Origin of the sequence: Pseudooceanicola nanhaiensis DSM 18065, from assembly GCF_000688295.1 — a bacterium.
GTDB classification, from domain to species: Bacteria; Pseudomonadota; Alphaproteobacteria; order Rhodobacterales; family Rhodobacteraceae; genus Pseudooceanicola; species Pseudooceanicola nanhaiensis.
This window is the reverse complement of the sequence record NZ_JHZF01000013.1, coordinates 1,230,235-1,242,770: the sequence shown is the minus strand read 5'-3', so window position 1 is coordinate 1,242,770 and position 12,536 is coordinate 1,230,235. Positions and strand designations below refer to the sequence as shown.

At 70.8% G+C, this 12,536-nt stretch carries 14 protein-coding genes and 1 pseudogene; 12 read left to right on the top strand and 3 right to left on the bottom strand.

All coding sequences use genetic code 11. The annotated features are described in order from the left end of the window. The first annotated feature begins 63 nt into the window (after nucleotides 1-63). From Q344_RS0116100 to Q344_RS0116065, 8 genes and pseudogenes are all read left to right on the top strand, one after another. Nucleotides 64-783, top strand: a complete 720-nt coding sequence (locus Q344_RS0116100; RefSeq protein ID WP_028287653.1) for a phosphatase PAP2 family protein — start codon at nucleotides 64-66, stop codon at nucleotides 781-783. Between the two features lie 417 nt (nucleotides 784-1,200). Next, nucleotides 1,201-2,478, top strand: a complete 1,278-nt coding sequence (locus Q344_RS0116095; protein WP_169739201.1) for a beta strand repeat-containing protein — start codon at nucleotides 1,201-1,203, stop codon at nucleotides 2,476-2,478. A gap of 188 nt (nucleotides 2,479-2,666) precedes the next feature. Further along, nucleotides 2,667-3,929, top strand: coding sequence for an imelysin family protein (locus Q344_RS0116090; protein WP_028287651.1), 1,263 nt, complete (start codon nucleotides 2,667-2,669; stop codon nucleotides 3,927-3,929). Between the two features lie 54 nt (nucleotides 3,930-3,983). Beyond that, a pseudogene (locus tag Q344_RS0116085) lies at nucleotides 3,984-4,275 on the top strand ((2Fe-2S)-binding protein). Then, nucleotides 4,223-4,708: a bacterioferritin gene (bfr, locus tag Q344_RS0116080; protein ID WP_028287649.1), complete on the top strand. Its 486-nt coding sequence runs from the start codon at nucleotides 4,223-4,225 to the stop codon at nucleotides 4,706-4,708. Before Q344_RS0116085 ends, bfr begins: the two are co-directional and overlap by 53 nt. Then, entirely contained in the window at nucleotides 4,695-6,284 is a 1,590-nt protein-coding gene (locus Q344_RS0116075; RefSeq protein WP_084178443.1) for a di-heme oxidoreductase family protein, read from the top strand. The genes bfr and Q344_RS0116075 overlap by 14 nt, the downstream gene beginning before the upstream one ends. Further along, complete coding sequence (locus tag Q344_RS0116070; RefSeq protein WP_036539358.1) at nucleotides 6,281-7,267, top strand: imelysin family protein; 987 nt, start codon at nucleotides 6,281-6,283, stop codon at nucleotides 7,265-7,267. Before Q344_RS0116075 ends, Q344_RS0116070 begins: the two co-directional genes overlap by 4 nt. Before the next feature lies 1 nt (nucleotide 7,268). Next, entirely contained in the window at nucleotides 7,269-8,336 is a 1,068-nt protein-coding gene (locus Q344_RS0116065) for a DUF1513 domain-containing protein (protein WP_028287646.1), read from the top strand. A gap of 3 nt (nucleotides 8,337-8,339) precedes the next feature. Here the strand turns inward: Q344_RS0116065 and hemP are convergent, their stop codons facing one another. Continuing rightward, the gene (gene hemP, locus Q344_RS24210) at nucleotides 8,340-8,522 is read right to left on the bottom strand and encodes a hemin uptake protein HemP (RefSeq protein WP_063131888.1); all 183 of its coding nucleotides are present in this window, start codon (nucleotides 8,520-8,522) and stop codon (nucleotides 8,340-8,342) included. A gap of 278 nt (nucleotides 8,523-8,800) precedes the next feature. On the opposite strand from hemP, the gene Q344_RS0116055 reads away from it, so the two are divergent. From Q344_RS0116055 to tolA, 4 genes are read left to right on the top strand one after another with little or no spacing between them, the layout of a single operon-like run. Then, on the top strand, nucleotides 8,801-9,763 hold the full coding sequence (locus tag Q344_RS0116055) for a MotA/TolQ/ExbB proton channel family protein (RefSeq protein ID WP_028287645.1): 963 nt from the start codon (nucleotides 8,801-8,803) through the stop codon (nucleotides 9,761-9,763). Between the two features lie 4 nt (nucleotides 9,764-9,767). Then, nucleotides 9,768-10,145 (top strand): ExbD/TolR family protein, encoded by a 378-nt coding sequence (locus Q344_RS0116050; protein WP_028287644.1) that lies wholly within the window; start codon nucleotides 9,768-9,770, stop codon nucleotides 10,143-10,145. After that, complete coding sequence (locus tag Q344_RS0116045; protein ID WP_342342020.1) at nucleotides 10,142-10,531, top strand: biopolymer transporter ExbD; 390 nt, start codon at nucleotides 10,142-10,144, stop codon at nucleotides 10,529-10,531. Before Q344_RS0116050 ends, Q344_RS0116045 begins: the two co-directional genes overlap by 4 nt. After that, nucleotides 10,528-11,562 carry a TonB family protein gene (gene tolA / locus Q344_RS25200; RefSeq protein ID WP_028287642.1) on the top strand — a complete coding sequence of 345 codons (1,035 nt, stop codon included), beginning with the start codon at nucleotides 10,528-10,530 and terminating at the stop codon, nucleotides 11,560-11,562. Before Q344_RS0116045 ends, tolA begins: the two co-directional genes overlap by 4 nt. On the opposite strand, the gene Q344_RS0116035 is transcribed toward tolA, so the two are convergent. Continuing rightward, nucleotides 11,555-11,899, bottom strand: coding sequence for a hypothetical protein (locus tag Q344_RS0116035; protein ID WP_028287641.1), 345 nt, complete (start codon nucleotides 11,897-11,899; stop codon nucleotides 11,555-11,557). The genes tolA and Q344_RS0116035 overlap by 8 nt on opposite strands. A 13-nt stretch (nucleotides 11,900-11,912) precedes the next feature. Beyond that, complete coding sequence (locus tag Q344_RS0116030) at nucleotides 11,913-12,533, bottom strand: hypothetical protein (protein WP_028287640.1); 621 nt, start codon at nucleotides 12,531-12,533, stop codon at nucleotides 11,913-11,915. Nucleotides 12,534-12,536 lie beyond the last annotated feature (3 nt).

Sequence of the window (12,536 nt, the reverse complement as noted above, 5' to 3'; positions counted from 1 at the left end):
GGCATCTTGCCTCGGGCCGTTGCCGCCCCAGTCTCAACGCCCACCCCCAGATCCGGAGCCACCATGCGCCTGCCAACCTTCCTGTCCGCCCCGATTGCCCGGCTCGAGATTGCCACGCTGATCGTGCTGCTCATCTGCACCGGCGCGCTCTGGGCCTTTGTCGAGATCGCATCGGAGATGGCAGAAGGCGAGTTCCACGCCTTCGACGAGGCGATCCTGATGGCGCTGCGGACCCCGGGCGACCCGACCGACCCGATCGGGGGCCACACCATCGAGGTCATGATGCGGGACCTGACCGCGCTCGGCGGGGTGACGATCATCACGCTCATCACCTCGGCCGTGGTGATCTACCTGCTGCTGATCCGGCAGGCGCATTCCGCCCTCTTCCTGACGCTCGCGATCATCGGCGGCGCGCTGGTCTCGACCGTGGCGAAAGGCTTCTTCGGCCGCCCCCGCCCCGACCTCGTTCCGCACGGGGTCGAGGTGGTGACTGCCTCCTTCCCCTCCGGCCATTCGATGATGTCGGCGGTGACCTACCTGACGCTGGCCGTGATGCTGGCCCGGCTCGAGACCAGGGCGCGGCTCAAGGCCTTCCACATCATCGTGGCCGCGCTGGTGACGGTCCTGGTCGGGCTCAGCCGGGTCTACCTGGGCGTCCACTGGCCGTCGGACGTGCTGGCCGGCTGGACCCTCGGGGCGGCCTGGGCGCTCGGCGTGTCGCTGGTCGCGCGCTTCCTGGCGCAGCGCGGCAAGATCGAGCCGGAAGGCGCGGTCGAGCACTGAGCAGCCTGAGCGCCCGGGCGGAAATGGGGCGCGACTCACCCGTTTCGCCATCTTGTGGCCCGATTTGCCGCGCGAAGTTTGCGGATTCGGTTCGCTTCCGGAAACAATAAAGCGCCATTCCCGGTTTCAGACACGTCGAGACCGTTAATATTGTCTTTTTTGGGGCAAGAACGTGCAAGAAGCTTGCGTTACGTCATCCCATTTGGTTGTTAACCTCTATTAACGCCCGAAACTGAATTGCCGGAATCGGGACGAAGACGAGGTTTCAACCAGCGATTGCCAATTCCAAAATAATTTCAACGCTGCCGGGGCTTGGCCCCGGCTTTTTCCGGGCAGGATAAAAAAACGGCGCCGCCCTCCTCCGCAAGGCCCGGGGGGGCATTCCGGGGCGCGCCGGATTTCATGAAGGGAACGATCATGACGACCATCAAATACGCACTGGCAGCAAGCACCGCGCTCGGCCTGTCCATGTCCGCGGCCTATGCAGACGGCAACGACGCCTATCTCGACCAGGCCGGCACCGGCAACGCCGCCCTGATCGACCAGAGCGGCGGCAGCAACAACGTGGCCGGCTCCGCGTCGCAGAACCTGCGCCAGAACGGCGCGCGCAACGATGTGGACGTGACCCAGTCGGGTGCGAACAACAGCCTCGGCGAAGGCACGACCGCGTTCAACGGCGTCTCGGGCGTCCGCCAGAACCACAACGGCTCGGCCACCGGCACCCGCGCCGGCAACGCGATGACCGTGCTCCAGAGCGGCGACCGCAACGAGATCGGCACCGCGGTCCAGAACTCGGGTTCCACGGGCGATTTCACCAACAACCGCGCCACCCTGACCCAGAGCGGCGACGACAACACCATCGAGGCGCTCCTCCAGTCCAAGGGCTCCAGCACGGCGAACTACGCCACCGTCACGCAGGACGGCGCCGGCGACACCATCGCGCTGATCCGCCAGACCTCGGGCATCGGCGGCAACAGGCGCAACCTGCTGACCGTCACCATGACCGGGTCGGACAACGGCAACGGCGCGCTGTCCGGCTTTGCCGACCTGTCGGGTGCAACGACCTCCTCGCTCATCCAGAACACGAGCATCGGTGGCGGCAACACCACCGCGACGCTCGACATCAGCGGTGAGCAGAACCAGTTCGGGACCACCCAGCTCGGCGGCAGCAATACCGTCGGCACGATCACGATCTCCGGCGACCTCAACCAGATCGGCGCGTACCAGAACGGCAGCGGCAACACGATCTCGGTGGCGGCCATCACCGGGGACTCGAACAACATCGGGTTCACGCAGGTCGGCAACACCAACCTGAACGGCACCGTCATTTCCGGCGACTCGAACGAAGTCGGGATGTTGCAGGTCGGCAGCGCGAACGGGATCGACCTGAACGTGGACGGCGACTTCAACGGCGGCGCGCTCGGCTTCACCGCAGGCAGCGACGCAGCCAGCATGCTGCTGCCCGCTGGTGTCATCGGGCAGTTCGGCAGCGACAACAGCTTCACGATGGACGTCTTCGGCAACAACAACGTCTTCGCAGCCGCCCAGCTCGGCAGCGACAACGTCATCACCGGCAAGCAGGACAGCACCGGCTTCGGCGCGGGCAACCAGGTTGCCGTGGTGCAGGTCGGCGACGCCAACACCGCGGGCTTCTCGCAGGTCGGCTCGGGCAACAACGCCGCGATCTCGCAGTAAGCCTTCCGAACGTCGCGATACCCTGGCCGGCCCCTCACGGGGCCGGCCTTTTCTTTTGGCGCTCACGCGGGGGTGACCAAGCAAAACAATCGGATTTGACTTGGCTGACTTAATCAGTCAGGAAATGGGGTGACACCCGGACCCGGCCGCCGGCCGATTCCGATCACGGACACTCGAAAGGACCCCGCATGATCCGGACGCTGACCGCCAGCCTCGCCATGACCACCGCCCTCACCCTTCCGGCCGCCGCGCAGGACCGGGCCGCCGTGCTCGAGACCTACGCAGACATCGCCGAGGCGGCCTATGGCGACAGCCTCTCCACCGCGCAGGATCTGGCGACCGCGATCGAGGCGCTGCTGGCCGATCCCTCCGACCGGACGCTGGCCGAGGCGCGCGCGGCCTGGATCCGCGCCCGGGTCCCCTATCAGCAGACCGAGGCGTTCCGCTTCGGCAACCCGATCGTGGACGACTGGGAGGGCAAGGTGAACGCCTGGCCGCTGGACGAGGGGCTGATCGACTATGTCGACGCCACCTATGGCGGCGCGACGGACGAGAACGCCTATGCCGCGCTCAACGTGGTCGCGAACCCGACGTTCACCCTCTCGGGCGAAGAGATCGACGCGGCCGAGATCACGCCCGAGTTGATCTCGGACAGGCTGCACGAGGCCGACGAGGTCGAGGCCAATGTCGCCAGCGGCTACCACGCGATCGAGTTCCTGCTCTGGGGGCAGGACCTGAACGGCGTCGAACACGGCGCGGGCGACCGGCCCTACACAGATTATGCCCAGGGCGACGATTGCACGAACGGCAATTGCGACCGGCGCGCGGCCTACCTGACGGCGGCGACCGACCTGCTGATCTCGGATCTCGAATGGATGACGCGGCAATGGGCCGAGGGCGGCGATGCCCGCATGGCCGTCACCTCGGACGAGGCGGCGGGCCTGACGGCGATGCTGACCGGCATGGGCTCGCTGTCCTATGGGGAGCAGGCGGGCGAGCGGATGAAGCTCGGCGTCATGCTGAACGACCCGGAGGAGGAGCATGACTGCTTCTCCGACAACACCCACAACAGCCACTTCTACGACGGGCTCGGCATCCACAACGTCTATTTCGGGCAATACGTCGGCGTCGACGGCACCGTCATCAACGGGCCGTCCCTGTCCGAACTGGTGGCGGCCGCCGACCCCGAGGTCGACGCCGCCCTGCAGGCCGACCTGAACGCGACGATGGTCAAGCTGGGCCAGCTGAAGGCCGCGGCCGAGGGCGGCTTCTCCTACGACCAGATGCTCGCCCGCGGCGACGAGGGCGGCGAGGCGATCATCATGGCCGCCGTCGACGCGCTCGTGCAGCAGACCCGTTCGATCGAACGCGCCGTCACGGCGCTCGAGCTTGACCGGATCGGATTCGAAGGGTCCGACAGCCTCGACAACCCGAACGCCGTTTTCCAGTAACCACAGCGCGGCGGGCGCCCCGCGGCGCCTTCCGCTTGTCCCGGGATCACCGACATGATTGTCTGCCACTGTGCCTCGATCACCGACCGCGAGATTCACGCCGCCATCGACTGGATGCGGGCCGCGGACCCGGATACGATCGTGACCCCCGGGAAGGTCTATCGGGCCCTGGGCAAACGGCCCGATTGCGGCGGTTGCCTGCCGAACTTCCTGGACACAATGGAGCTGAACGACAGTCTCGCCGTGCCGCGGGTGCTGCGTAACCTCCGCAACAGGAAGAAGGACGTGGCGCGATGAAGGGCGACGAGAAGGTCATCGAGTATCTCAACGCAGCTCTCAGGAGTGAACTGACGGCGGTGAGCCAGTACTGGCTGCACTACCGGCTCCAGGAAGACTGGGGCTTCGGCAAGATCGCGGACAAGTCGCGCGCCGAAAGCATCGAGGAGATGCACCATGCGGACAAGCTGATCCAGCGGATCATCTTCCTCGAAGGCCACCCGAACCTGCAGAAGCTCGATCCGCTCCGGATCGGGGAAAACCTGAAAGAGACGATGGAGGCCGACCTCGCCGGCGAGCATGACGCGCGCAACCTCTACATCGAGGCCCGCGATCATTGCGAGAAGGTGCGGGATTACGTCTCCAAGAACCTCTTCGAAGAACTGATTGCCGATGAAGAAGGTCATATCGACTTCCTCGAAACCCAGCTCGAGCTCCACGAGTCGCTCGGGCTCCAGGGCTTCGCACTGCTTCAGGCCAAATCGGCCGATGACGCCGAGTGACCGGACAGGCCTGACCCGTCCCTTTCGCACGACGCTGGTGGCCGGTCTTCTGACCGGCCTCTCCGCCTCCGGTCTCTGGGCGGCCGATCCGGCCGAGCTTGCCGGCGACCCGCACCTCTCGGTGGTGCCGCGCACCGAGGACGAGGCGAAGCGGATCGCGGGCGTCACCGCGCCCGCCACCGATTTCTCCGAACCCGAGCCTTTCGAGGGAAATCCCGCCGGCGCCGCCACCGTGCGGGTGCTGCCGGACAGCAACGCCTTCTCCCAGTTCTCGGCGAACCTGTCGTTCGAGCAGGAGCTGGAGTTCAAGGTCGGCAACGGACTGTTCAGGAAGCTCTGGGTCTCGGCCCCCTCCTCGACGCTTGCCTCGGACGGGCTGGGCCCGCTCTACAACGCCCGGTCCTGCCAGCGCTGCCACCTGAAGGACGGCCGCGGCCATCCGCCCGAGGGGCCCGAGGACGACGCGACCTCGATGTTCCTGCGCATCTCCGTCCCCGCCCCCGAGGGCGGCGAGATGTCCGAGATCGAGGCGTTCCTGCTGTCGATCGGCGACGAGACCCCCCGCACCCGCCCCGATCCGGTCTACGGCGGTCAGCTGCAGGACTTCGCCACCCCGGGCCAGACGGCGGAATACAGGCTGGGCGTGGCGTGGGAGGAGGTGCCCGTCACCCTGTCCGGCGGCGAGACCGCGTCGCTCCGCAGCCCCACATGGCGCGCCGACGACCTGGGGTATGGCCCGCTGGCCGAGGGCGCGATGCTCTCTCCCCGGGTGGCGCCGCAGATGATCGGCCTCGGCCTGCTCGAGGCGATCCCGGCCGCCGACATCCTTGCCCATGCCGACCCCGCGGACCGCGACGGCGACGGCATCTCGGGCCGCCCGCAGGCCGTCTGGTCCTTCGATCACCATCGCCCCATGTTGGGCCGCTTCGGCTGGAAGGCCGGCGCCCCCACGATCCGCGAACAGAGCGCCGCCGCCTTCGCGGGCGACATCGGCATCTCCACCCCCGTTTTCGAGGCCCCCTGGGGCGATTGCACCGAGGCCGAGGCCGCCTGCCGCGCGGGTCCGCACGGCGACGGCGACGAACGCGGCACCGAGGTGGATGCCGAGGGGCTGGACCTCGTGACCTTCTACAGCCGCAACCTTGCCGTTCCCGCCCGGCGCGACATGGACGACCCGGAGGTGCTGCGCGGAAAGCAGGTCTTCCACGACACCGGCTGCACCGCCTGCCACACGCCCAAGTTCGTCACCGCCCGGCTCGAGGACCGCCCCGAGCAGAGCTTCCAGCTGATCTGGCCCTACACCGACCTTCTGCTGCACGACATGGGCGAGGGGCTTGCCGACAACCGGCCCGAGGGCGCGGCATCGGGGCGCGAATGGCGCACCGCGCCGCTCTGGGGGATCGGGCTGACCCCGCAGGTCAACGGGCACAGCTACTACCTGCACGACGGCCGGGCACGCTCCCTGCTCGAGGCGGTGCTGTGGCACGGCGGCGAGGCGCAGCCCGCCCGCGACCGGGTCGTGGAGATGCCGCCAGAGGACCGCGCGGCGCTCGTGAAATTCCTGGAGAGCCTATGATACGTCCCCTCGTCCTCCTCCTCTGCCTCGCCTCCCCCCTGCAGGCCGGTGTCCGGGAGGCGGTCGAGGATCACGCCCTTCCGGCCTTCGCGGGCTTCACGGCGGGCGCGCAGGCACTGGCCGACACGGCGGCGCAGGATTGCACCGCCGAGGCCGTGCGCCCCGCCTTCCACGCTGCCTTCGACGCCTGGCTGGGGGCCTCGCACCTGAGCTTCGGCCCGGTGGAGCAGCAGGGCCGCAACCTCGCCATCGCCTTCTGGCCCGACACCCGCGGCATGGTTCCGGCCGCCCTCGCCCGGCTGATCGCCGACGCGGACGCGGCGATCGACGATCCCGCCGCCTTTGCCGAGGTCTCGGTCGCCGCCCGCGGGCTCTTCGCGCTGGAACACCTGCTCTACGACCCGGCCTACAAGGGCTACGCCGAGGGCAGCTACACCTGCCGCCTCGTCGCCGCGACCGCGACCGACCTCGCCCGGATGGCGGCCGAGGTCGAAACCGAATGGCGCGAGACCGAGGCGCCGCTGCTTCTCGATCCGGCAGGGTCGGCCGACCGCCGCTACCTTTCGGAAAAGGAGGTGCAGCAGCAATTCTACACCGCGCTGCAGGCCGCGCTGGAATTCGACGCGGATACAAGGATCGCCCGTCCGCTCGGCACCTTCGACCGCCCCCGCCCCACCCGGGCCGAGGCGCGCCGTTCGGGCCGGTCGCTGCGCAACGTGACGCTGTCGCTGGAGGCGCTGCGCGACCTGGCCCGCGCGCTTTCGGACCAGCCGATCCCGGTGACGGAAGCGGCCTTCGCCACCGCGCTGGAGACGGCGGCCGATCTGGACGACCCGGTCTTCGCCGGGGTCGAGGACCCGGCCGGGCGGCTGAAGGTCGAGATCCTGCAGCAGCGCATCGACGCCGTCGCCGCCGCCGTGGCGGGCGAGATCGGCGACCAGCTCGGCGTGACCGAGGGCTTCAACTCGGCGGACGGGGATTGAGATGACCACGCGGCGCAGCTTTCTCGCGGGCCTCCTCGCCGCCGCCTCCGCGCCATCGCTCTCCTGGGCGGATGCGGGCAGCCCCGCCTACCTCGCCGCCGCGAAGGAACCCTCGGGCGCCCATGCGCTCTTCGGGCTGGCCGCCTCGGGGCAGGACGTCTTCCGCATCGCGCTGCCCGATCGGGGCCATGCCGCCGCCGCCCACCCGACCGCGCCCGAGGCGGTGGCCTTCGCCCGCCGCCCCGGCACCTTCGCGCTGGTCATCGACTGCGTCTCTGGCAGCCTGAAGCACCGGCTCCACGCGCCCGAGGGGCGGCATTTCTACGGTCACGGCGCCTTCATCGCCAATGGCGACGTGCTGGTCACCCCCGAGAACGACTGGGAGACCGGCGCGGGCCGGCTCGGCCTCTGGTCGCGGCGCGAGAAGTACCGGCGGATCGGAGAGATCGCCTCGGGCGGGACCGGTCCGCATGACATCCTGCGGCTGGATGGCGACGTGCTGGCGGTGGCCAACGGCGGCATCCGCACCCGCCCCGACCGCGGCCGCGAAAAGCTGAACATCGACACGATGCGGCCCAATCTCGCCTATGTCGACGCCGACCTCGGCCTGCTGGAGGTGGTCGAACTTGAGCCCGAACTTCGCATGAACTCCATCCGGCATCTCGCCGCGCGGGACGGGACGGTCGCCTTCGCGATGCAGTGGCAGGGCGAGCTGCCCGATCCCGCCCCGCTTCTCGGCCTGCACCGGCGCGGCGCGGCGCCGATCCTCTGCACCGCGGACCTTGCCGAGCAGATGGCGATGGAGGGGTATGCCGGGTCCGTCGCGATCTCGCCGGAGGGCATGGTCGGGATCACCTCTCCGCGCGGCGCCCGGCTGCATGTCTTCCGCCCCGACGGCGGGTTCGAGGCGAGCCACCGCCAGCCCGACATCTGCGGCCTCGCCGCGGGCCGGGCGGGGTTCGTCGCGACCGACGGGCTGGGCCACGTCCTGGCCGAAACCGGCGGCGCCCTGGTGCTGACCGCGCAGGGCGACCGGGCGTGGGACAACCACCTCGTCCGGATCGCCTGAGCCTCACTTGGTCAGGATCAGTTTCCCGGCCTTGGTGATCCGCAGCATGTAGAGCTGACCGTCCAGCACGATCCCGGCAAGCGCCCCGCCCCCGGTCAGCGCGCGGGCGTCGTAGGTCGGCATGCCCTCCGTCGCGTCCCGAGCCGGGGTGATGTCTGGCCGGTCGTCGTCATTCATGCCGTCCATGGCGGGCCCTCCGGGGCGCGCGTGGGCCGGGACCGCGCCCGCCCACATATCCGATTCTTTTAATAGGTTTTTTCCTGACATCTTCGCTACCAGAAGGCGGCGCGCGCCTCCAGACCCCAATGGACCATCCCGCTGCCCCGCCAGGGCCGGGGGGAGCCGATACGCCTCCGGCCGCTATAACTTGACTCTTTTTCTAGGTTTCACTACCCGGGGCGCAAAGCCGTGTCCCGGCCGGAGCACGGCGCGGGCCGTCGGGCAGTATCAGGATTGGAGACGACATGAGCGTTTCGGCAGGATTCACCAGGGCACTCGCGGCGGGCCTGCTCGCCGGCGCCATCGCCGCCCCGCTCGCCGCGCAACAGACCGAGGCGCCCGCCGCGCCGAGTTTCGAAGCCCCCGCCGCTCCGACCGTGCCCGAGGCCGACACCGGCCCCGCCGCCACCCAAAGCCCCGACATTGCGCAGGACGGTGCCGGAGCGACCGCCGACCCGGCGGACACCGCCCCGGCCGCCGCCGACCTCCGGTCCGACACCCCCGCCACTGCCGACATCCCGGCCGAGGCGCCGGCCGCCGAGGTGCCGCAGGACGCGCTGTCCCGGGCGCTCGCCTTCCTCGAAAACGGCGGCCCGGCGATCTGGGCGATCACCGCGCTCTCGGTCATCACGCTGGCGTTGATCCTGTGGAAGACGTGGCGCCTGTCGCTTGCCGGAGCATGGTCCCGCAAGCCCTCGGCCGAGGCGGTCGCGCTCTGGGAACAGGGCCGTGCCACCGAGGCGCTCCGGCGGCTCGAGAAGCGGCGCGGGCTGCGCAGCCGGCTGGCGCGCACGGCGCTCGAGGCCCGGATGCAGCTCGACGACGCCTCGGCGCGGGAAGAGACCTCGCGCGTGGCGAAACGGCTGCTGGCCGACCAGTCCTCGGGCCTGCGCGCGCTGGAACTGATCGCGACCATCGCGCCGCTGCTGGGTCTGCTGGGCACCGTTCTGGGCATGATCGCGGCTTTCCAGGCGCTGCAGGAGGCCGGCAACCGCGCCGATCCCGCCCTGCTCGCGGGCGGCATCTGGGAGGCGCTGCTGACCACCGCCGCCGGCATGGCCGTCGCGATCCCCGCCTCGGCCGCGCTGACCTGGTTCGAATCGGTGATCGACGCGGTCCGCGCCGACATGGAGGACCTCGCCGCCCGGATCTTCGTGGCGGAGCGGCCCAAGGGCAGCCTGCGCGAGATCGACCTCGCCGCGGAGTGAGCGGATGGACCTCGCGCCACCCCCCCGGCCGCGCCGCAGGCCGAGCCTCACGCCGATGATCGACGTGGTCTTCCTGCTGCTGGTGTTCTTCATGCTGGCCTCGCGCTTCGGCCTCGACGACGTCCTGCCGGTGCCGCTGGCGGGCAGCGGCGCGGGCTATTCCGGCCCGCCACGGCTGGTCGAGCTGCGGCCCGGGGGGCTGACGCTGAACGGCATGGCCACCGATCCCGCCGCCCTGCCCGCGGCGCTGGCGGACCTGACCGAGACGCCCGACGACACCATCGTGCTGCGCGGCGCCGAAGGGACGAAGCTGCAGGCCGTGGTGAGCGTCGCGACCGCGCTGCGGCAGGCCGGGTTCACCAGCGTGGTGCTGGTCGAATGATGGATTTCGCGCCCCCCCGGAAACGCCCGCGCGGCGAATCGATCGTGCCGATGATCAACGTCGTCTTCCTGCTGCTGGTGTTCTTCCTGATGACCTCGCAGCTGGCGCCGCCGGAACCGATCGAGGTGACCCCGCCCCGGGCGACCGGCGAAGAGGGGACATCCGCGCAGGTCATCCTGTTCATGGGCGCCGACGGCACGCTGGCGTTCCGCGACCTGACCGGCGCGCCCGCCATGACCGCCTTCGCCGAAGAGGCCGCGGCGGCGGACGCCCCGCCGCTGTTCCGCGCCGATGCCGAGGCCGAGGCGAAGGCCGTCGCGCGCGCCCTCCGTGACCTCGCGGGGCGCGGGCTGACGGATGTCGCGCTGGTGGTCGCGCCGGAATGAGGCGCGCGCTCGAGATCACCGCCTTCGTCGCGCTGGCCGCGGGGCTGCACCTCGCGCTGGCGGTCCGGCTGCCCTCGCACGAGGGCGGTGCGGACACCGGCGGCCAGGGCGGCGAGAACGCGGCCTCGGTCGCGCCCGCCTCCGAACAGGTCGCGGCGCTGGTCGAGCAATGGGACCGCCCGCCCGACACCGCGGCCGAGGTCGAGAGCCCGGACGCACCGCCGCCCCAGGGCGACACGCCCGAACGCCCGCAGGCCGAGGCCGACGCGCCTCCGCCGCGCGCGGCCCTCGCCGCGCTGCCCGAGGCCCGTCCCGACATGGCCGCGCTGCCGACGGTCGATCCCGACACCCCGCTGCCGCCCGCGCCCGACACGAGCTTCGAGGTCGCGGTGCCGGACATGCCGCCGCCGCCCGACGTGGCGCAGGACGCGCCCCGCTCCACCCCCGACGCGGCGCCCGAGCGGCCGCAGAGAGAGGCCCCGCGCCCCGCGCCCACCGACCTCGCCGCCCTGCCCGAGATCGACACCGAGGCGCCGCCGCCGCCCGAGTCCGAGCTGGCGCCGAAGGCCAGCCTTCGCCCGCCGCCCGAACGGCCGCAGCCGCCGAAACCCGAGGTGAGGCGTGCCGAGCGGACGCCGTCGAATGCCGAACAGGACAGCGCGCCGCGGCAGGCGCAGAGATCCGCGGGCTCCGGCGGCGCGTCGCAGGCGGGCACCGCCACGCGGTCGGCCGCCAAGACGCTGTCGCGCGGGCAGGAGCAGAGCCTCGTCGCCTCCTGGGGCGCCCAGGTGCGCGCCCGGATCGAGAGCCGCAAGCGCCACCCGGGCGGCCGCGGCGGCCAGGTGGTGATCGCGCTGACGGTCACCCCCGCGGGCCAGGTCGCGGCGGCGGGCATCGCGCGCTCGTCGGGGAACCCGCGGCTCGACCGGGCCGCGCTGCAGGCGGTGCGGAGCGCAGGCCGGATGCCGCGCGCGCCGGCCGGGCTGACCAGGGGGAGCTACAGCTTCTCGCTGCCGATGGCCTTCAACTGAGCGCGTCTGGCCGCGGCTTCCAGAGCGTCGCAAAGAGCGAGGCCGCGGTCAGCGCGAGCAGCGCCGCGAGCGCATAAAGCGCCGAGGCCGGCAGGGCCGAGACGCCCACCCCGCCCAGCACCGCGCCGACCGCCACGATGCAGCCGACCAGCGCGCACCAGCCGAACCAGCGCCAGCCGCGTGTCAGCGCGATCCCGGCGATGGCGGCCAGCAGACCCCACGGCAGGGTCTCCATCGCGGCGGCGTCGAAGCCGGTGAAGGCGACGGCGATCACATGCACCGCCGCCAGCACGATCAGCAGGCGTCCGGCGAAGCCGAGTGTGGCGAAGTTGGACATGGGCGCTGCCTCCTCAATCCGCGCAGGGGGTGCCGGCAGCGCCCCAGGCCAGGACGTCGTCGATATGGCGCTGGAGGTCGTAGGGCGCGGGCTCCCGCCCGCCGCCGGGGTTCCAGCCCCAGGCGACGAAGCCGCCGTGATGCGCGTCCTCGGCCAGATGTTCGGCCAGCGCCACCCAGTCCCGCCCGCCGGTCCGTTCGGGGTCGGCCATCTGGGCGCAGATCTCGGCCGAGGTCTTGCCGAACCACTGGAACTCCACCGGCGCGAGCTGCCACGCCAGCGCGACCTGCGGCGGCTCGTTCGGGCCGTTGTCGGCGAGGTCCTCCTGCGCGCGCTGCACGTGGCAGGCCGCGCAGGGCACGTATTCCGCGCCCATCCGGCTTTCGCCCGCGTTGATGTTCATGCCGTGTTTGCGGGCGGTGCCATAGCTCGGCCCCGACCACATCGGGATGTTGTCGGGCCCCACGTGGCAATTGGCGCAGCGCGGATGCGAGACGACCTCGTAGACGCGGTCCCATGCGGCGAGCCCGTCGGCGCGGCTGACCGAACCCGCCTCGGGCGGCGCGACGACCGCCTGTTCGGCGAGGGCCGGTCCGGCGAGCGCGAGGGCGGCGACGATGGCGAAGGGTTTCATGGC